The sequence below is a fragment of the Pelagibacterium lentulum genome (assembly GCF_003992625.1).
GTDB classification, from domain to species: domain Bacteria; phylum Pseudomonadota; class Alphaproteobacteria; order Rhizobiales; family Devosiaceae; genus Pelagibacterium; species Pelagibacterium lentulum.
Genome location: NZ_RZMW01000029.1, coordinates 31736 through 49974 on the forward strand (window position 1 = coordinate 31736; position 18239 = coordinate 49974).

The 18239-nt window shown below is 57.3% G+C and carries 11 protein-coding genes; 3 read left to right on the top strand and 8 right to left on the bottom strand.

The window, feature by feature from the left end; translation table 11 throughout:
• Positions 1–6: 6 nt before the first annotated feature.
• A complete protein-coding gene (locus tag EO133_RS07360) occupies positions 7–933 on the top strand; it encodes an alpha/beta fold hydrolase (RefSeq protein ID WP_127072002.1) in 927 nt (308 codons plus the stop codon).
• 360 nt (positions 934–1293) lie between these two features.
• Here EO133_RS07360 and EO133_RS07365 read toward each other — a convergent pair whose 3' ends face one another.
• The 5 genes from EO133_RS07365 to EO133_RS07385 form a co-directional block, all read right to left on the bottom strand.
• A complete protein-coding gene (locus tag EO133_RS07365) occupies positions 1294–2841 on the bottom strand; it encodes a bifunctional GNAT family N-acetyltransferase/carbon-nitrogen hydrolase family protein (protein WP_127072003.1) in 1548 nt (515 codons plus the stop codon).
• Between the two features lie 81 nt (positions 2842–2922).
• The gene (locus tag EO133_RS07370; protein ID WP_127072004.1) at positions 2923–3948 is read right to left on the bottom strand and encodes a TRAP transporter substrate-binding protein; all 1026 of its coding nucleotides are present in this window, start codon (positions 3946–3948) and stop codon (positions 2923–2925) included.
• 132 nt (positions 3949–4080) lie between these two features.
• Positions 4081–5217: a PQQ-dependent sugar dehydrogenase gene (locus tag EO133_RS07375; RefSeq protein ID WP_127072005.1), complete on the bottom strand. Its 1137-nt coding sequence runs from the start codon at positions 5215–5217 to the stop codon at positions 4081–4083.
• Between the two features lie 111 nt (positions 5218–5328).
• A complete protein-coding gene (locus tag EO133_RS07380; protein WP_127072006.1) occupies positions 5329–6039 on the bottom strand; it encodes a D-lyxose/D-mannose family sugar isomerase in 711 nt (236 codons plus the stop codon).
• Positions 6040–6063: 24 nt separating this feature from the next.
• Positions 6064–8535 (bottom strand): beta-mannosidase, encoded by a 2472-nt coding sequence (locus EO133_RS07385; protein WP_127072007.1) that lies wholly within the window; start codon positions 8533–8535, stop codon positions 6064–6066.
• Positions 8536–8702: 167 nt separating this feature from the next.
• Here EO133_RS07385 and EO133_RS07390 point away from each other — a divergent pair, with 167 nt between their 5' ends.
• Entirely contained in the window at positions 8703–9185 is a 483-nt protein-coding gene (locus tag EO133_RS07390; RefSeq protein ID WP_164734921.1) for a methyltransferase family protein, read from the top strand.
• Between the two features lie 84 nt (positions 9186–9269).
• On the opposite strand, the gene EO133_RS07395 is transcribed toward EO133_RS07390, so the two are convergent.
• Both EO133_RS07395 and EO133_RS07400 read right to left on the bottom strand, forming a co-directional pair.
• Complete coding sequence (locus EO133_RS07395; RefSeq protein WP_127072009.1) at positions 9270–11168, bottom strand: ABC transporter ATP-binding protein; 1899 nt, start codon at positions 11166–11168, stop codon at positions 9270–9272.
• Positions 11169–11237: 69 nt separating this feature from the next.
• Positions 11238–13103 (bottom strand): ABC transporter ATP-binding protein, encoded by a 1866-nt coding sequence (locus tag EO133_RS07400; RefSeq protein WP_127072010.1) that lies wholly within the window; start codon positions 13101–13103, stop codon positions 11238–11240.
• Positions 13104–13618: 515 nt separating this feature from the next.
• Between EO133_RS07400 and EO133_RS07405 the strand changes: the two genes are divergently transcribed.
• Positions 13619–15346: a sensor histidine kinase gene (locus tag EO133_RS07405; RefSeq protein WP_127072011.1), complete on the top strand. Its 1728-nt coding sequence runs from the start codon at positions 13619–13621 to the stop codon at positions 15344–15346.
• On the opposite strand, the gene EO133_RS07410 is transcribed toward EO133_RS07405, so the two are convergent.
• Positions 15322–18219, bottom strand: coding sequence for a bifunctional [glutamine synthetase] adenylyltransferase/[glutamine synthetase]-adenylyl-L-tyrosine phosphorylase (locus EO133_RS07410; RefSeq protein ID WP_127072012.1), 2898 nt, complete (start codon positions 18217–18219; stop codon positions 15322–15324). The genes EO133_RS07405 and EO133_RS07410 overlap by 25 nt on opposite strands.
• Positions 18220–18239: the final 20 nt, after the last annotated feature.

Here is an 18239-nt window from a genome sequence, read left to right on the forward strand (position 1 = left end):
CACACAATGTTCACAAAGACAATCCTCGCAGCCGCGGCATTTGCAACGGCCCTTATAGCCCTTCCCCTTGCTGCTCAGGAGGCGCGCATGGAAATCAATATCGACCCAATTCAACTAACCGGAGAAATCCCCGAGGCGAGCGAAACAGGCACAGTCAGCATCAATGGGCTGGAGATGTATTACCAGGTCCATGGGCAAGGTGAGCCATTGCTGCTCATCCATGGCGGGCTGATGACCATCGATGCCTGGGGGCCGTTCCTTGGCGCCCTGGCGGAAAACCGCAAAGTCTATGCCATCGAGCTTGAAGGTCACGGGCGTACCGTCGATCTCGACCGGCCGATCTCGCTGCGCCAGTTTGCCGAAGATGTCGGTGGGTTCATCGATGAGATCGGCATCGGGCCGGTTGATATTGTGGGCTTTTCTTTCGGTGCCGCCACGGCCACGGGCGTAGGCATCCTGCATCCCGAGCTGACGAAAAGTCTCGTCCTGATTTCTGCATCCCACCAATCGGATTCTATCTGGGATTCGGTGCGCGCCGGCTGGCCTTACCTGACCGCCGACATGATGGAGGGCACGCCGATGCTGGAAGCCTATAATGCGGTTGCGCCGCACCCGGAACGCTTCGCAGGCTTTATCGACAAACTCCGCGATGCAATGGTTGCCGGCCTGGAATGGTCTGACGATGAGGTTGCGTCCATCAGCGCACCCGTTCTGATGATCAATGGCGATACCGACATCATCCAGCTCGACAAGGCAATTGCGATGTACCGTCTGCTCGGTGGCCAGGCCTCGACCGGGCCGATGGGTCCTGAGCTCAACCCCGCGCGTCAGTTCTCCGTCATCCCGGCCACAACCCATTATGACATCATCTACAACACCGATCTGCTGATGCCCATAATCGAGCGCTTTTACGCCGCACAATCCGGTTCATAATCGGATTCAACGGGTTGAGGGGCGGATTCAATTGTATGACAAAATGAGTCCGCCCTTCGCCATTACGCTCTGATTTTAAATGCTTTTATCTGAGCGGGAAGTGGATGGTCAACGTGCAGTGATTCTGCATCTCTGCCACGGGCGAGACGCAGATAACTGCCCCCATTGCGCCGCCGCCCCCCGAGAAAAGACCTTATCCCGCCTTTCCATATGCCCTTATTGTTGCTCTCACGGTCGCACCGAGAACGAGGATGTATAAGGCTTCCGGTGAGGGTGAAATTGGAAAAATGGAAAGTGGGAGGCGTGGACCGAAGCCTCTGGCTGTCTAGCGCTTTGACATGCCTGAAAGGAAACCGATCATTATCCCCCGTCTTTCCAGCGGACGCGGTAGAGATCGAAGCGGCGGTCCCGAAGGTTGCGAACGGCGCCTTGCGAACGCGCCCATTGCAGCGTCGAGACGTTAAGATCGGCAACGACCACCATCTCGACGTTCTCGCTGGCTTCGGCAGCAATGCCATCGCGGGCGAAGGGCATATCGGAGGGCGTCAGAATAGCCGAGTGCGCGTAGTTGATGTCGAGATTATCGACATTGGCCAGGTTGCCGGTGATCCCTGAGGTCACGACGTAGCACTGGTTTTCGATTGTCCGCGCGTGGCAGCAATAGCGCACCCGCAAATGCCCTTGCCGGGTGTCGGTACAGTAAGGCACGAACATGATGCGGGCGCCCTGATCGGCCAGCCGCCGTGCCACTTCGGGGAACTCGCTGTCATAGCAGATCATCACCCCGATCGGCCCGCAATCGGTATCGATGACATCGACAGTATCGCCACCCACGATGCCCCAGTAGTCCCGTTCGTCGGGAGTTGGATGGATCTTTTCCTGCGCATGGATCGATCCGTCGCGCAAAAAGACGTAGCAGACGTTCTGGATATCCTCGTCATCGGTGATCGTCGGATGGGTTCCGCCGATGATGTTGATGTTCCAACCCAGCGCCAGCTTTTGCATGCGCTCGACAAATTCGGGTGTGAACTCGGTCAGTCGCACCACCGCCTCGTGCGGCGGCCGTTCGGGTTCGCTCGAAAGCAGCATGAGTGTGAAGAGTTCAGGGAAGACGACAAAATCCGAACCGTAATCGGCGGCCACTTCCACGAAATATTGCACATGCTCGAAAAATTCGTCGGAATTGGCGACCTTGCGCGCTTCCATCTGGACCGTCGTGATCCGCACCGTTTCCCGGCTGCGCTGGTGCGCGGGACGCTGCTCGTCCTCCGGGTCGTAACGCGGATTGCGCCAGATCATGAGCGCGGCATGGCCGCCCGATGCCTTGTCGTCGGGGTGATAATTGCGCAACAGCATTTCCGGCTCGAAGCCGAGCTTCATCTGGAAGCTGGCGACCGGATCGCGCACTTCGCGTTCCTTGACGGCATTGAAATAGTCCCGTGCGCGAGGGTAATCCTTCTTGTTGCGGCGATAGCCGGGCAACCGTCCGCCAAAAGCAATACCTTTGAGCCAGAGTTCGTCGCACAGGCGCTGTCGGGCCTCGTACAGCCGTTTGCCGATCCGGGCGCGTTGCCGCCCTGGATCGACACAGACCTCAACGCCATAGAGCCATTCGCCCTTGGCGTTATGCATCGCTCCGTAACCTGCGCCGGTGATATCTTCCCAGGTGTGCTGACGGAAAATAGCCCTTTCAGCAAGCTGCAAGGTCGCCGCATAGCCGACGATCTCGCCATCATAAACCGCAACGAACTGGCCTTCGGGGAAAGCGTTGATTTGCCCACGGATCGTGCCGGGCTGATAGGAGCCTTCCTCCGGATAGACCCTTTCAGTCAGGGCAATGATTTTCGGAATATCGCGGATCTTGGCGTTGCGGACTTCAAGGAGCGGCTTGCTCGAAAGTTTTGGCACGTAAAGTTTGCCCCCGTTTTCATTGTCATTTGCGCCCCGGCCATAACGGCCGGAGTGCGCTATTGTTCCAGTATTGTGACCCTAGCGGGCACTCTCTTGCTCAACAAGTTCGATTGCGCGCTGATGCAATGCATGACCGTCGAAACCAGCGGCCTGCGCTTCAGCGTACCAGTTTTCGATTGTGACCTGGGCCGCTTCCTGCCAGCGCACAGTCTCAGCGGCATCGAGCATATGGATGGTATTGCCCGCAAGCTGAGCCTGTTCTCGCGCGACCAGATCGTCGGCATCGTTGGCGGCACCGAAACGCCCGGCCCATTCGACGCCCGAATTGGCATCGATGATTGCCTGCAAATCTTCGGGCATACGGTCGTATGTGCCCTGATTCATCACAAAGGCAAAGGTCTGGGTATAAAGCCCATGATCGCCGGAAAACTCGGTGTGATGGGTGACAATATCGCTGGTGCGCAACGCAAGCGTCACCTGCCAGGGAATTGTCGTGCCGTCGATCACGCCGCGCGATAGGCTTTGCGGGACTTCGGGCACAGGCATTCCGATCGGCTCGGCACCCAGATCACGCAGCATCGCGGAAATCACCCGCGAACCGCCACGCACCTTCATGTTGGTCAGGTCTTCAAGCGCGGCAATCGGCGTGCGGGTGTGGAAAATGCCCGGCCCATGGGTGTGGACCGCGATGAGCCTGGTACCGGCAAATTCGTCCATGGCGTTTTCCTCGACAAAGCGCTGAAAGGCGCGTGAGGTATCTTCGGCGTTGGTGACGACAAAGGGCATCTCGAAGACTTCGGACTTGGGAAAGCGCCCCGGTGTATAGCCGAGCACGGTCCAGATCATGTCCACCACGCCGTCGCGGGCCTGATCGAAGAGATCGGCTGGCGTTCCGCCCAATTGCATGGAAGGATAAAATTCAATGGCGATGCGTCCGCCCGATTGCTCTTCAATGGCCTCGGCCCAGGGAATCAAACCCTCGCGGGGCACGCTATCGGTCATAGGCAGGAATTGGTGGACACGCAGCGTTACGTCCTGCGCAACCGCATTGGTAGCGATTGCAGCGCCCAACAGCGCTACAGCAAACAGATTTTTGCTCCTCATAATTTTCCCCGTATGCGCGGGACCAGCAAGCGTGCCTGTCACACTGTGCAAGTTCGATCCCGCTGCGGGCCAAGACGGTTACCCAAGGCCCGGGCATCGGTTCCCCCGATGCCCGGTGGTTTTAGCGCGACCTTATTGCGCACTCAACCGGAGAATTTCACCGTTGGATTCATCGGTAAGAAGATAGATCGCCCCATCCGGTCCCTGCCGCACATCGCGAATGCGCAGGCCGAGATCGGTAAACAGAAACTCGTCGGCAACCACATTATCCCCGTCCAGTTCAACGCGCACTACACTGGTTCCTGCAAGGGCGCCCATGAAGGCATGGCCCTGCCAGTACGGGAATTCATCTCCGGTATAAAAAAGGAAGCCTGAGAATGCTGGAGAGGGTGTCCAATGCGCGATCGGTTCTCGCATCCCTTCGGGGAAGGACTCGCCTTCCATTATTTCTTGGCCCGAATACTCGACGCCATAGGTTGCAATGGGCCAGCCATAGTTCACACCGGCTTCGATCCGGTTCAACTCGTCCCCACCGCGGGGCCCATGCTCATTGGCCCAGATTTCACCTGTATCGGGGTGCATGGCCATGCCTTGGGGATTTCTGTGACCATAGCTCCAGATTTCGTCGAGCGCAGCCTCATCGCCAACGAACGGATTGTCGTCGGGAACAGAGCCATCGGCATTGATACGGATGATCGTTCCAATGTGAGAGTCGAGTTCCTGCGCCATGCCGCGGAACTGGGCGGCGGAGCGGTCGCCGGTCGTGATGAACAGATATCCGTCATTGTCAAAGACTAGACGCGAGCCGAAATGTTGCTGGCTATCGACCTTTGGCTGTTGTGAGAAGATGACCTCGACATTGGCAAGCTCGGTCAATTCGTCATTGAGCGTTCCGCGCGCAACTGCTGTCGAGTTGCCGCCATCGCCCGGTTCGGCATAGCTGAGATAAACGAGACGATTGATCTCAAATTCGGGGTCGAGCGCTACATCGAGCAACCCGCCCTGCCGGCGCGCATCGACATCGGGGATACCGGCGATCGGCTCACCAACTTCGCCCGCGTCGCTGACAAAGCGCAAATTGCCTTCGCGTTCAGTTACGAGCATGCCACCGTCAGGCAGAAAGGTCAGGCCCCAGGGGTGCGAGAGCCCTTCGGCAAATGTCCCAACATGGACGGCGCCCAACTCGGTTTCAAAGACCTGATCGACGGCCAGGGCCGGGGTCAAAAAGGCAGTGGAACACAGAACGGCAGCGAAAATGCGCTTGTGCATGGAGCGTCTCCTTATTGTTGGTACCGTTGGACAAGTCCGAAATGAGCCAACCGTTCCCCAGATCGGAGACATCCCGATGGCAAACGGGATCACAATCTGTTCAGCACGCGACTAGTAACCGGAACTGCCCTTAACGCCGAACCACTTTTCATAGTCGGAGACCAGCAGATGGATCGGGTCTTCGTCCTCCTCGATGGCCGAAAACCGGCCAATCGGATCGAGGAAGGTATTGTCGGTGCGATCATCATTGACGGTGGAAACTTCGCCGATCAATACATCCCCGCCCTCACCCCAGAACTTGTGCCAATTGCCCGGCAGAAGCGTAACACTTTCGCCCGGCGCCAGTTCGAGAATACCGCCTGCAGGCAGCACGCGCTTTACGCCGTCGGTATAGACCACAACGTCTTTTTCGGTGTCGATGCCCATATCGGTGCCATCATCTTCGTAAAGCTGGAGCGCAAGCGTCGCACCGCCGCGATTGATGATGTCCTCGGCTTTGATCGTGTGCCGGTGCATGGGCGAAATCTGGTCGTGCCGCGAGACCATGATCTTTTCGGCGTAGAGCATCCCCCTGCCCTTATCGAGGTCAGCGGCATCGCCGTTGCGAACGGTAAAGAGAAAAAGCCCGAGCCGCTCGAAATCGCCTTGCCCATAGTCGGTCACATCCCAGCCCATCCCAGCATTGATGATATTACCGATGTCGGCTTGCCGATCCTTCATCTGACCGGGCGACCAATATGCAAAGGGCGGCATGATGTATCCGAAGGATCGGATAAAGGCGTCGGCCTCGCGGATGATTTCGTTTACGCGGGAGCGTTTCATGGTCCCGTCCTCTCCCAAATTGATTCAATATGTCTGCGCCAGATGATTGATCTTCAAGCTGTTTTTAAGATCATTCAGGCGAGGTTGCGCGCCCTTGCGCGCGGTGAAGCTAAGCCTTGCCTTGGTGCCCGGCAAGAGGGTGAGGCAGTTGTCGGAGAAATAGCCGGGAACATCTACGCTGGCCGAAACGAACAGTGCCACCTTGTCGGTTTCAAGTTCCAGCACGGCCTTGCCATCCTCTTCGCTCCAGCTTGCCGAAATGGAAGGCTGGGGCAGATCATAATATTTATAGGCTCGGGGGAAGAAGTCGTTTCGGCCCAGAATATTGCCGTGCTCATCCTTCCACTCGAAATACAGAAACTGCCCGTCTCCCAATGGCGAGATGTCGACCATAGGAGTGGCGGCATCGCGTGGAACATCACCAACCACAGGGCCGATTTCCGTTACATTACCTTGCATATCGACGGCGAAGGACTCAACGCGGAGTTTGAGTTTATCGGCGCGGTCATTGATAGCGCAAAGCTGGATGTGATGGCCCTTTGGCACCGCCACCACATTGACCGGCGCAAAGAAGCGTTTGGCGAGGTAGTGGAGCAGTTTCCACTGCCCGCCATAATCGAGGCTCGACCAGCTTGCGACCGGCCAATTGTCGTTGATCTGCCAATAGAGCGTGCCCATGCAGCGCGGCTTGGTGGAGCGCCAGAACTCGATTGCCGTCTTGATCGCAAGGCCCTGCTGAACTTGGGACAGGAACACCATCTCCTCAAACCCTTTCGGGAAGCGGAAATAGCGGCACATTGTTTCCAGTATCCGGGCATTGCCGCCATCATTACGTTGATGGGTTTCCATCACGGGCGAGGACGGATTGCGATCCTCGGGATTGGTGAAAGTCTCGATGACGTCCATCGAGGTAAAGGACTGAAAGCCGAACTCAGAGGCAAAGCGCGGCTGGACCGTACGATAGTGCTCGAACGGCTTGGCCGAGTGCCAAACGTCCCAGAAATGCATGTCGCCGCGCGTATCTATGTGCCAGCCATCGGCAAAGTCCATATAGCCGAGCGAGGGCGAGGACGGCCAGAAGCGGCGTTGTGGGTCCTCGTCCTCGACAATCTCGCCGAGAAGTTTCGAGAGCCGGTCATAATTGGCAAGGTGACGGTCGCGGTTGGCCTTGGTTTCGGGATACCAGTTCAGCGAGCCGATGACCTCGTTATCGCCGCACCAGATGGCAATGCAGGCATGATGAGAAAGCCGCCGTACCTGTTGGGTGATTTCCGTTGCCACATCCGCAAGAAAAGCGCGGTCGGAAGGGTATGGCATGCACGAGAACATGAAATCGTGCCAAACAAGCAGTCCCATCTCGTCGCACATTTCATAGAAATAGTCGGGTTCATATTGCCCGCCGCCCCACACGCGCAGCATGTTGTAGTTGGCAGCCACCGCACTATCGAGCAGGTCGCGCACGGTATCGGGCGTGATGCGCGATGGAATAGCGTCGGCAGGAATCCAGTTCGCGCCCATCATGGTGATGTCGCGGCCGTTGATACGGCACTTGAAGCTATGGTCGATCTCGTCCTTTTCGACGATCCATTCGAGCTTGCGAAGGCCGATCTTGCGAGTCGTCACTTCGCCATCGAGATCGGTCACGAGATCGTAGAGCGGCTGATCGCCCTGCCCTGCCGGCCACCAGATTTTCGGGCTCGCTATCGTGACGTCATGGGTAATGATGTTCTCGCCTTTTGCCACCGCGACAACGCCGCCAATTGTTTGGCCATCGATGGCATGGGTCAGAGAAATCTCGCCGGTTTCAAAGGCATGGACTCTGGTTTTAATGCTCAGATTCACCTGTCCATTCTCGTGGCGCTGCTCCACCTGCACACTTTCGGTGCGCGCAAGACGAGAGCGTCGCAACTCCATGCGGCCATAGACCCCGACAGGCATGATGCAAATACCCCAATCCCAACCGGCGTGGCAGGCGGTTTTGCGCACGAAATTGAGATGCGCGACCTTCTGGTTCATCGCCGCATAGGGAATGGCGAAGGGATGCGCGCCGGCACGCGCTTTTGCGACATCGGGAACGACAGCGAATTCGATGCGCAGGGTGTTTTTGCCCGCCCTGATCTTTCCGGTGACGTCGATGTCATAACGGATGAACTGGTTCTGGGTCTCGGCAATCACCTCGTCATTGAGCAGCACTTTTGCGATGCAATCGACGTCCGACAGCGTGAGCGTCAGATACCCCGCCGCCATTGCCGCATCGATCTCAAAGTTCCGTTCGACGGTCCAAGGGGTTTTATACACCCAGGCGACCGCATCTTCGTTCTGGCCGAAATAGGGGTCGGGAATCTCATTGGCCGCGAGAAGCGCCGTATGCACGTCGCCCGGCAAGACGATATCGCCACAAAAGCTGTGGGCGGGCGAGGACAACGCAAATGTTCCGGCCAGAGACAATTGCCTGTAATCGATTGCATCAATGTCTGATACAGTATTGCCCATCATGCGCCCTCCCCCCGATTCCGGCAAAATCAGCGCCCTGTTCGATGGCGCCTTATCGATATGCGCCTTCTACTTTAGTTGCAGCCCGTGTTAAAGGCGGAATCTTCTGGATTTTTGACCGCAAGGCGTTGCAGCATGGTACCCATAGCGTGTGTGGAGGCTTTTTTGTGATGGCTGAGTCGGAACGCGACACTGCTGGGCTCGTTGTGATGCCCCCTTTACTCCCATTAGGCGCCCTGGCGCTTGCAGTCGTGCTCGAATGGTTGATGCCGCTCGGTTTTCTCGGAGACCCGTGGCTGATCGGGTGGCAAGGCTGGCTGGGCATCGTGTTGAGCTTGAGCGGTATCGGCTATGCGCTCTGGGCCGTTTCGGCCTTTTCTGAAGCAGGCACGGCTGTCGAACCGGACAAGCCTTCAACGGTGCTGGTCACGACTGGCCCCTATTCCTACAGCCGCAATCCGATTTACCTCGGTTTTCTGCTGATCTATCTCGGAATTATTTTCGGCTTTGCGCTCGAATGGGGGCTAATCCTCTTTCCGATCCTCTGGCTGGCACTGGACCGCTTTGTCGTCGTCAGGGAGGAAGCCTATCTTCACCGCAAGTTCGGTGCCGACTACAACGCGTTCTGCCAGCAAACGCGGCGCTGGTTCTAAGTCCTTGTTTTGTCGCGTGTCCGAACCGCAAAACCGTTTCCACCCTCGGATCAAGTCCAAGGGCATGCTTTTGCTGGACACGCTCTAATAGTTCGCTGTGTCCTCTTCGACCTGGTAGTCGAGAAAGCCTCCAGACTGGCGTTCCCAAAGCCTGGCGTAATGCCCGCCCTGCGCAAGAAGGCTATCATGGGTGCCTTGTTCAACGATGCGCCCGTGATCGAGGATGACGAGCCGGTCCATTGCCGCAATTGTCGAAAGCCTATGGGCAATCGCAATGACTGTCTTGCCGGCCATAAGACTTTCCAACTGGCTTTGGATGGCTGCCTCGACTTCGCTGTCGAGCGCCGAGGTCGCTTCATCGAGCACGAGGATCGGAGCATTTTTTAACAGCACGCGCGCGATTGCTACGCGCTGGCGCTGCCCGCCGGAGAGTTTGACGCCGCGCTCGCCCACCTGAGCATCGTAGCCGGTGCGGCCACGGTGGTCCTGCAAGTCGGCAATAAATTCATGCGCCTCGGCCCCTTTTGCGGCAGCGATCATTTCTTCGTCGCTCGCGCCCTGCCGACCGAACATGATGTTGGCGCGCACGGATCTGTGCAGCAAGGCCGTGTCCTGGCTGACAACGCCGATATTGGCGCGCAGGGATTCCTGCGTGACTTTGGAAATGTCTTGCCCATCGATCAGAATGCGGCCGCTTTCGACGTCGTAGAAACGAAGCAACAGATTAACGAGCGTGGACTTACCCGCCCCAGAGTGGCCAACCAGCCCGACCTTCTCACCGGGTTTGATGTCGAGATCGACCCCTTCGATGATCCCGCGTTCGCGCCCATAGTGGAACCGCACATTTTCAAAGCGGATTGCAGCGTCCTTCACCATAAGGGGTTGGGCGTCGGGCGCATCAGTCAATTCCAAGGGCTGGGCGATGGTTTCCATTGCATTCTGGACGACACCGAAATGCCGCATCATGCCATTGAGTTGCCCCATCATGCGGCCCTGCATCATGTTGAGGCGCAAAACAAGCGCCAGCGCGAAAGCCACCGCGCCAACCGTTATCGCGTTGGTGCTCCAGAGCTGGATGGACAGCACCGCAAAAGAGATGATCATCGTGGTGCTGAGAAGGCCCATCATGGCACGAGCGCCAGTCACCATGCGGCCCAGACGGGTCGCGGACCCGAGAAAGCGCTCGAACCCGTTGCGCACATAGATATCGTTGTCTTCCGCATTTCCGAACAACCGAAGCGTCTGGATATTGGAAAAGCTATCGGTGATCCGCCCGTTGAGCACAGAGGCATTCTCGGCGTTTTCGGTCGCGCGGGACCGCATCCGCGGCACGAAATAACGCGCCATCACGGAAAAAATCGCGATCCAGATCACGATCAGTCCAGCCATACGGAGATCGAGTTGGGCGAAAAGGAAAAGTGTTGTTCCCGCAAAGATCGTCAACGCCCAGCCGACCTGAATAACGCTGGCGATGAAGTCGTTGAGCGACTGGGATGCCTGCGACACCTTGGTTACGAGACGCCCGGCAAAGTCATCGTTGAAAAACCGCATGGATTGGCGCGAGACGTAAGCATAAGTCTGCCAGCGCACCATGGTCGTGAACCCGCGACCGATGGTCTGCTCTTCCACCAGGGCCTGGATCGCTGGAGCAACGAAGCGCCCCACGATAACGACGCCCAGCATCACGAGCATCTCTACACCATGCGCTTCCCATAGTCCCGGCCAGCCAAGGCCTGGATCGCCGCTTTCGAGCAGATCGATAAGGCGGCCCATATAGAAAAAGAAAAGCGCCTCAAACAGCGAGGTTAGCCCGGCGAGCATGAGCGCCAGAAAATATGGTGCCCTGGCCTGCCTGAGATAATACCAAAGAAAAGCCCAGACAGTATCGGGCGGCTGCATGGCCGCCCGCTGCTCGAATGGATCGATCCACGTCTCGAACAGACGCGAGAGCGCGCGGATCGGCTGCAGTGCTTTTTCAATCATGAGCCATCATATGTGGCCACCCGCAAATCATGTCAAGATATATCTTGATTGTATCAAGATAGCTCCATGTTACTGCGCCGCCACCTCATCAGCTTCGACGTCGATAAACCCACCGGACTGGCGCGCCCAAAGTTTGGCATAGGTGCCGCCCTGCTCAACAAGTTCGGCATGGGTTCCTTGTTCCACGACCCTACCCTCATCGAGAATGATAAGCCGATCCATAGCCGCGATGGTGGACAGCCGGTGGGCGATTGCTATTACCGTCTTGCCGTCCATCAGCTTGTCGAGCTGACTCTGGATTGCCGCCTCGACTTCGCTATCGAGAGCGGATGTTGCTTCGTCCAGCACAAGTATTGGCGCATCCTTGAGCAACACCCGCGCAATTGCAATACGCTGACGCTGCCCGCCGGAGAGTTTTACGCCGCGTTCGCCGACATGGGCATCGTAGCCCTTGCGACCTTTGGCGTCTTCCAATTCGAGAATGAAGTCATGGGCTTCGGCTTGACGCGCGGCCTCGTACATCTGCTCGTCGGTTGCATCGGGGCGACCATATTTGATGTTTTCACGCACCGAGCGATGAAGGAGCGATGTATCCTGCGTCACGACGCCTACATTGGCGCGCAAGGAATCCTGGGCCACCGACGCAACGTCGGTACCATCAACAAGGATCTGTCCGCTTTGCCGATCGTAAAAGCGCAAGAGCAGATTGACGATGGTGGACTTGCCAGCGCCGGAACGTCCAACAAGACCGATCTTTTCGCCTGGCGCAATATGAAGGTTCAACCCCTCGATCACGCGGGTTGTACCATCTTCGCTCTTCTTGCCGTAATTGAAGGCCACGTCCTTGAACATGATCTCCCCTTTTACACGGCCAAGGCGCGGGGCGTCGGGTTCGTCGGCAACGATAGAGGGCAGCGAAAGCGAATTGATGCCATCGCGAACGGTGCCGATATTTTCAAACAGCGCCGACATTTCCCACATGATCCACTGGCTCATGCCGTGCATACGCAGAACCAGCGCGGCAGCGATGGCAACAGCACCAGCGCTGACGGCGCCTTGCAGCCACAGCCAGATGCCGACAAAGCCGACCGCAAAAAGCAACAGGCAGTTAAGTACGGTGATCCCGACGTTGAGGATTGTCACCAGCCGCATCTGCTTGTGGACCGTAACAAGGAACTCATCCATCGCTTCGCGCGCGTAAATTTCCTCACGGCTGGAATGGGAGAACAGCTTTACCGTCGCGATGTTGGTGTAACTATCCACAATGCGACCGGTCATCATGGAGCGCGCATCAGCCTGGGTTTCCGAGATCTTGCCCAGCTTCGGCACGTAATAGTAAAGCATCGCGCCATAGGCGACGACCCAACCCAGAAACGGCAAGGCAAGCCACAAATCGTTCATCGCCGCCAGAACGACGGCGCCGATGAAATAAACAACGACGTAATTGAGCACGTCGAGCAGTTTCATAACCGTTTCGCGCACGGCGAGTGCAGTCTGCATCACCTTGGTCGCAATGCGACCGGCAAACTCATCCTGGAAATAGCTCATCGACTGACGGATCAGGTAACGATGCGCCATCCAGCGGATACGCTGCGGAAAGTTGCCCAAAAGCGTTTGATGGATAATGAGCGTGGACAGCAGTACAAGCGCTGGCAGAATGAAAATCACAAAGATGCTCATACCAAAGAGCATCGTCCCTTCTTCCTGCAAGAAGGTCTCCCGATCGGCTGCAGAAAGCCAGTCGATCACGTTCCCCAGAAAGCCGAAAAGCGCAATTTCGGCAATCGCAATAAGCGTTGTCAGCACCGCCATGGCGGCAAGTGGCAGTTTCACGCCGTCCATATAATGCAGGCAAAAAGCCAGCAGCCCCTTGGGTGGCTGCGCTGGCACATTAGGCGGATAGGCATTCAGGCGGCGTTCAAACCAGGCAAACATCTCGGTCACCAATTTCAATTTCGTTGCCCCAACCTTCCCCATGAAGGCCAAGGCGTAGCGATCCAACATCGCCCATTCTATTTAACAAGTCTTTTCTTGTTAAATTATGGCTTTATGCCCGTCAAGTCCAGCGGAGACGTAACATATCCGCCCGCCGAGCCCATGACAGCCGATCAGATTATCACCTTTACCCTGCTTCGCATGTACCAATTTGACCACAATTGCGCTGGAGCGCGTTGGGGCGCCTGAGATCACTCGACGAGCGGCAAATTCCGCTCAGCGGCAAGCCATATCGAATCAGCAAGATTGCGGAACGACTATGGTTAACAAGATATGAGTGACGATTGCTGTCTAAAATGATTTTTCCCATGCCGTAAGTGATTCAAGAGACTCATGAATTTCCAATCTGCGCGCGATCGGAAAATATTGCCTATAGACAGGAGTCTCGCTTTTGATTCAATGTGTTGGCATCACTTCATCGGGGAGCACGCGAACATTGGCGCGTGTGGGCTTTCATGGGTTCGGCACATCTGACCGAAAACAGCAGCAAGGGATTCAGCACACCGTCGGGTAACGTCGAGAAGCAAGTTTCCGACGGGAAATTTATCTCCTTCCAAACGCAGCCCCCCACGCCGATCCACTCGATCGTTATCGCCGTTACCTGCTGCGCATTTCTGTTCATCGCGCTGGATGGTTTCCGCACTTTCGCCCAACACAATGACCGCCTTCGACTGACCGCTCAATTGGCCGCTGCGCAGATTGCCGCCGATGAGGGTGGCAGCATCCTGGCGCATTCTCAAGCCTTGCCTGCAGAGGCAGAAATGATCCTTACGGCTTTCGATGGCGTTGTGCTGGCCAGCACAATGGACAGTATCGAAATCGGCATGGACCTTAAAGAGCACAACGTGCCTGGCAATCACGTACTTGCTCATGCCGATCTCGGTCAGGATCGCGCTGCGATCGTCGTCGCCATGCCAGTAGGTGCAATCGTTTTTGATATTGCGCGACGCAGCGCCTTGACCGGCGGCGGCGCATTTGCGCTGCTCGCCATCTTCCTTCTTGCAATGCGCCGTCAACCGCATCAGCCAGAAGCATCGAGAAGCCTTATGGACCCGGCCTTTTCAACGCTGCCGATGGGCGTAGCGCATTGGTGCGACGACGGGACCCTTATCTGCGCCAACAACAAAATCGGCGGGTTGTTGCGCCTGGACGCCCAATATCTTCAACCCGGCCAGACCTACTGCAACTTCACCAAGCAGCTTTCCGGCAAGATCAACATTCATCCGGTCCTCGATAGCGGACAGCAGCGGGTCGTCGAGATCGAGCGCGAAGATGGCTCAATCGTCATGCTCGATGAGCGTCCATGCGAGGATGGCGGTTTCGTTACGGTCGCTACCGACATTACCGAGCGGCGAGCGGCCGATCGTATGCTGCGCTCGATTCGGGAGGAGCAGCGTCAACTGGCCCGGCGCTATCACGAAGAAAAACTGCGCGCCGAGGCCGCGAGCAGAACCAAGAGTACGTTCCTCGCCCACCTCTCCCACGATATTCGCACGCCGCTCAATCACATCATCGGCTTTGCCGACATGATCCGCAGCGAGGCCTTCGGCCCCTTGGACAATTCCCACTATCAGGCCTATGTCGGCAACATCTGCGATGCAGGCGAGAAACTGCTCGCATCCTTTTCCCAGATTCTCGAATTCGCCGAGCTTGAAGGCGGTCGGAAGACGATGCGTCAGGAGCGTTTTTCTGTCGATGCGCTGCTCGAAGCAACACGTGATCGCTTCAGAAAACGCGCCCTGCAGGACGGCATACGTCTCCGGCTTGGCGAGCGCGTTTCCGGTACGCTGAATGCAGATCGCGAATGTATCGAGCGGATGCTCGACAATATCATGGACAACGCCTTGCGCTTCACCCCGCGCGGCGGCGAAGTAAAGCTTGCGGCCTGGCAGGCAGAAGACGGTGTTGTGCTCGAAATCACGGATACGGGAGAAGGCATGGATACGGAAAAACTCAGCCAGATCTCCCAGCCTTTCGTTTTGCCCGACGCAACCTTTACGCGCGATCACGATGGCCCGGGTCTTGGCATTGCCATGGCGCGCGCCATTGCCGAACTTAGCGGTGGTAATCTCGTGATCGACTCGGTTGCAGGAGTGGGCACCACCGTTGCCATTGTCCTTCCAATCGAAGCCAGCAGCGGAACGGAAACCGGATCGGGCTACGAAGCACGCATCGCCGCATAGAACTTTTCAGCCGCTGCCGATACGGTGTCCCGCATTGCCACGATGTCGGTTTCCAGCATGGCAAATGAAGGATAATTAACGCGCCGTGCGAGGAGTTCGCGAAAGGCTCCGGTCCAACCTTCATCCTTGAGCGGATCGAGAAGGCACGTGCTCATCAATTGCAGAATGGCGGTATAGGTCGCGTGGATCTCGGCCAGCCTCTCGCCTTCCGCCAGCAAGCCGGTCTCGGTCAGCCGCACGAGGACTTGCACAGGTGGCGCCTGAGGAATATCCAGCGTTTTTCCTTCCAGCAATTGCGCAACCTGCACAATAAATTCGAGATCGACCAATCCTCCATCATGGAGTTTGAGATCAAAGGCATGACGTGGCGGACGTTCTCGCGCCATCAGCGCCCGCATTTCCAATGTGTCGTTTATAATCTTGTTACGGTCACGCTGCTGGGCCATGACGGTTTCGATTTCCACAGCGACAGCGTTCGCCAATCCATCGTCGGCAACCACCATGCGTGCGCGTGTCAACGCCAGATGCTCCCATGTCCAGGCCTCGTCGCGTTGATATGTGCGAAACCGCTTGAGGCTTGTGGCAAGGGGACCAGAATTGCCCGAGGGCCGCAGCCGCATATCGGCTTCATAAAGCACCCCTTCCGCAGTGGGCGCGGAAATTGCTGCAATGACGCGCTGAGTAAGTCGCGTGAAATAGGTGGGGGCATCGAGAGGCCGTTCGCCATCGGAAACCGAGGCGCCCTCTGGCACATCGTATAGCAGGATGAAATCGAGATCGGATGTGGCCGTCATCTCCCGGCTGGCCATCTTGCCGAATGCCAGGATGCCTACTTGGGCACCTTCGATTGTCCCATGCTTTGCAGCAAAATTTTCCCGTACAGACCTGACAAGTCTCGCCGTCAGGGTTTCCGCCAGTGCCGTAAACTGGCGCCCGGCCTGTTCAGCGCTCAGCGCACCGCCAACCAGCCCCGCGGCGATGAGGAATTTCTGTTCCTGCCCGATGATGCGCGCGCGGTCGATCAGATCCTCATAAGAGCGCGCGTCCGCAAGAAACGCGTCGACGCTGGCAACGAGCGCTTCTGACGCCGCAATGTCACCGGCGAACGATGGATCGATAAGTCCGTCCACAACATGGGCGCGATGAATCACAGCTTCCGCCAGTCGTGGCGCTGACGCCATGAAGTCGATCAAAAGGTGCCGCAGATACTCATGATTGCGCAACAGGGCGAACATCTGCACGCCGGCCGGCAGGCGCGAGAGGAAATTGTCAAACCGTGCGAAAGCTGCATCCGCATTGCCGGTTTCGGCAATGGATTTCAAAAGCGCTGGCAAAAGCTCTGTCAGATGTTCGCGAGCCTTGGCCGCACGGGTCGCAGCGTAGCCGCCGTAATGCCATTTGCGGATGGTCGCAGATACACTGGTGGGATCGGAAAATCCCAGATTTGAGAGCGTTTCCAGCGTACCCGGATCGTCGTCCGAGCCGGTAAAGACAAGGTTGCCAAGCTCTCCTGCCAGAGACTCTCCCTCCGCAAACAGTTCGGAATAATAGTCCACCACCTTGGCGAGCGCTGCGCGATAAGCGTCCTCGAAGGCATCACGGCTTTCAAAGCCCATGAGCAGCGCGATCTCCGCCACGCCGTCTTCGGTTTCCGGCAAGACATGGGTTTGCTCGTCGCGCAGCATTTGCAGGCGATTTTCAACGGCACGCAGAAACCAATAGGTTTCCTTGAGCTCCTGAGCGGCATCGGCGCTGATCCATTGCCCCTGAACAAGTGCGGCCAGCGCCTCCACGGTTGGCCTGACGCGCAAATCTGGATCGCGGCCACCGGCGATCAACTGCTGGGTCTGGACGAAAAACTCGATCTCGCGGATGCCACCGCGTCCCAGCTTCACGTTATGCCCCATCACCCGCTGGCCGCCAACATTGCGATGGATGTTGATCTGACGCTTCATCGCCTGAATATCGGCAATAGTGGCGAAGTCGAGATGCTTGCGCCACACAAAGGGCGCCAGTTCCTTGAGGAATTGATTGCCCACCCCGATATCGCCAGCGCAGGGCCGCGCCTTGATCCAGGCAGCACGCTCCCAATTCTGGCCGCGTGATTCATAATAGCCCATTGCCGCGTCGACCGAGATGGCAATGGGGGTCGATCCGGGATCGGGCCTTAGCCGAACATCGGTACGGAACACATAGCCATCGGCGGTGCGATCCTGCATCAGCGCCACAAGCTGGCGCAAAAGCCTGACATAGAATTTGTTGTGATCCCCGTCGTCGGGCAGAACGGCAAGGCTTAGATCATAAAATGCCACGATATCGATGTCGGAGGAATAATTGAGTTCCTGCCCTCCATGCTTGCCCAGCGCGAATATTGCCAGCCCGGAACTGGCTGCACAAGCGCGCTCCTTGGGCATCGCAAGTTCGCCCTTCTCCGCCGCCTGGCGCATCAGAAAGTCCACGCTGGCTTCCAGCGCGGCATCTGCAATGTCGGACATGGCGCGCGTGGTCTGGGCCGGCGTCCAGACGCCCCCGATCTCGGCCACGGCCGATAGCAGGGCGCCGCGTGCCTTGCCAATGCGCAATCGTTTGGCAAGCGCCGTTTCTTCTTCCTGAGCATGTTCTGCGCGGATTTGGGCGATAAGATCGTCAAAGGCTGCGTCGGCGTCGGCTTCCAGCACATCGGCCAACCAATCGGCATGGCGTAGCGCGAGATCCCTGAGATAAGGCGCTGTCGCGAAAATCGGGCTCAACACCAGACCAGCGCTTTCCAGTATGGCTCGCTTCTCGTCAGTTGTGGCGTTTAAGACATCGACAAAGGCCTCGGCGGCGTGACGTTCACCTGCAAGGCGCTTGAGTTGACTTCCAAATGTCATGGCTGACCTCCGCTGCCTGT

Excerpts from the sequence above, each read along its gene's own strand:
- EO133_RS07380 (WP_127072006.1), bottom strand. The coding sequence starts at position 6,039 with ATGAAACGCTCCCGCGTAAACGAAATCATCCGCGAGGCCGACGCCTTT.
- EO133_RS07405 (WP_127072011.1), top strand. The coding sequence starts at position 13,619 with ATGGGTTCGGCACATCTGACCGAAAACAGCAGCAAGGGATTCAGCACA.
- EO133_RS07390 (WP_164734921.1), top strand. The coding sequence starts at position 8,703 with ATGGCTGAGTCGGAACGCGACACTGCTGGGCTCGTTGTGATGCCCCCT.
- EO133_RS07370 (WP_127072004.1), bottom strand. The coding sequence starts at position 3,948 with ATGAGGAGCAAAAATCTGTTTGCTGTAGCGCTGTTGGGCGCTGCAATC.
- EO133_RS07400 (WP_127072010.1), bottom strand. The coding sequence starts at position 13,103 with ATGTTTGCCTGGTTTGAACGCCGCCTGAATGCCTATCCGCCTAATGTG.
- EO133_RS07395 (WP_127072009.1), bottom strand. The coding sequence starts at position 11,168 with ATGATTGAAAAAGCACTGCAGCCGATCCGCGCGCTCTCGCGTCTGTTC.
- EO133_RS07360 (WP_127072002.1), top strand. The coding sequence starts at position 7 with ATGTTCACAAAGACAATCCTCGCAGCCGCGGCATTTGCAACGGCCCTT.
- EO133_RS07410 (WP_127072012.1), bottom strand. The coding sequence starts at position 18,219 with ATGACATTTGGAAGTCAACTCAAGCGCCTTGCAGGTGAACGTCACGCC.
- EO133_RS07375 (WP_127072005.1), bottom strand. The coding sequence starts at position 5,217 with ATGCACAAGCGCATTTTCGCTGCCGTTCTGTGTTCCACTGCCTTTTTG.
- EO133_RS07385 (WP_127072007.1), bottom strand. The coding sequence starts at position 8,535 with ATGATGGGCAATACTGTATCAGACATTGATGCAATCGATTACAGGCAA.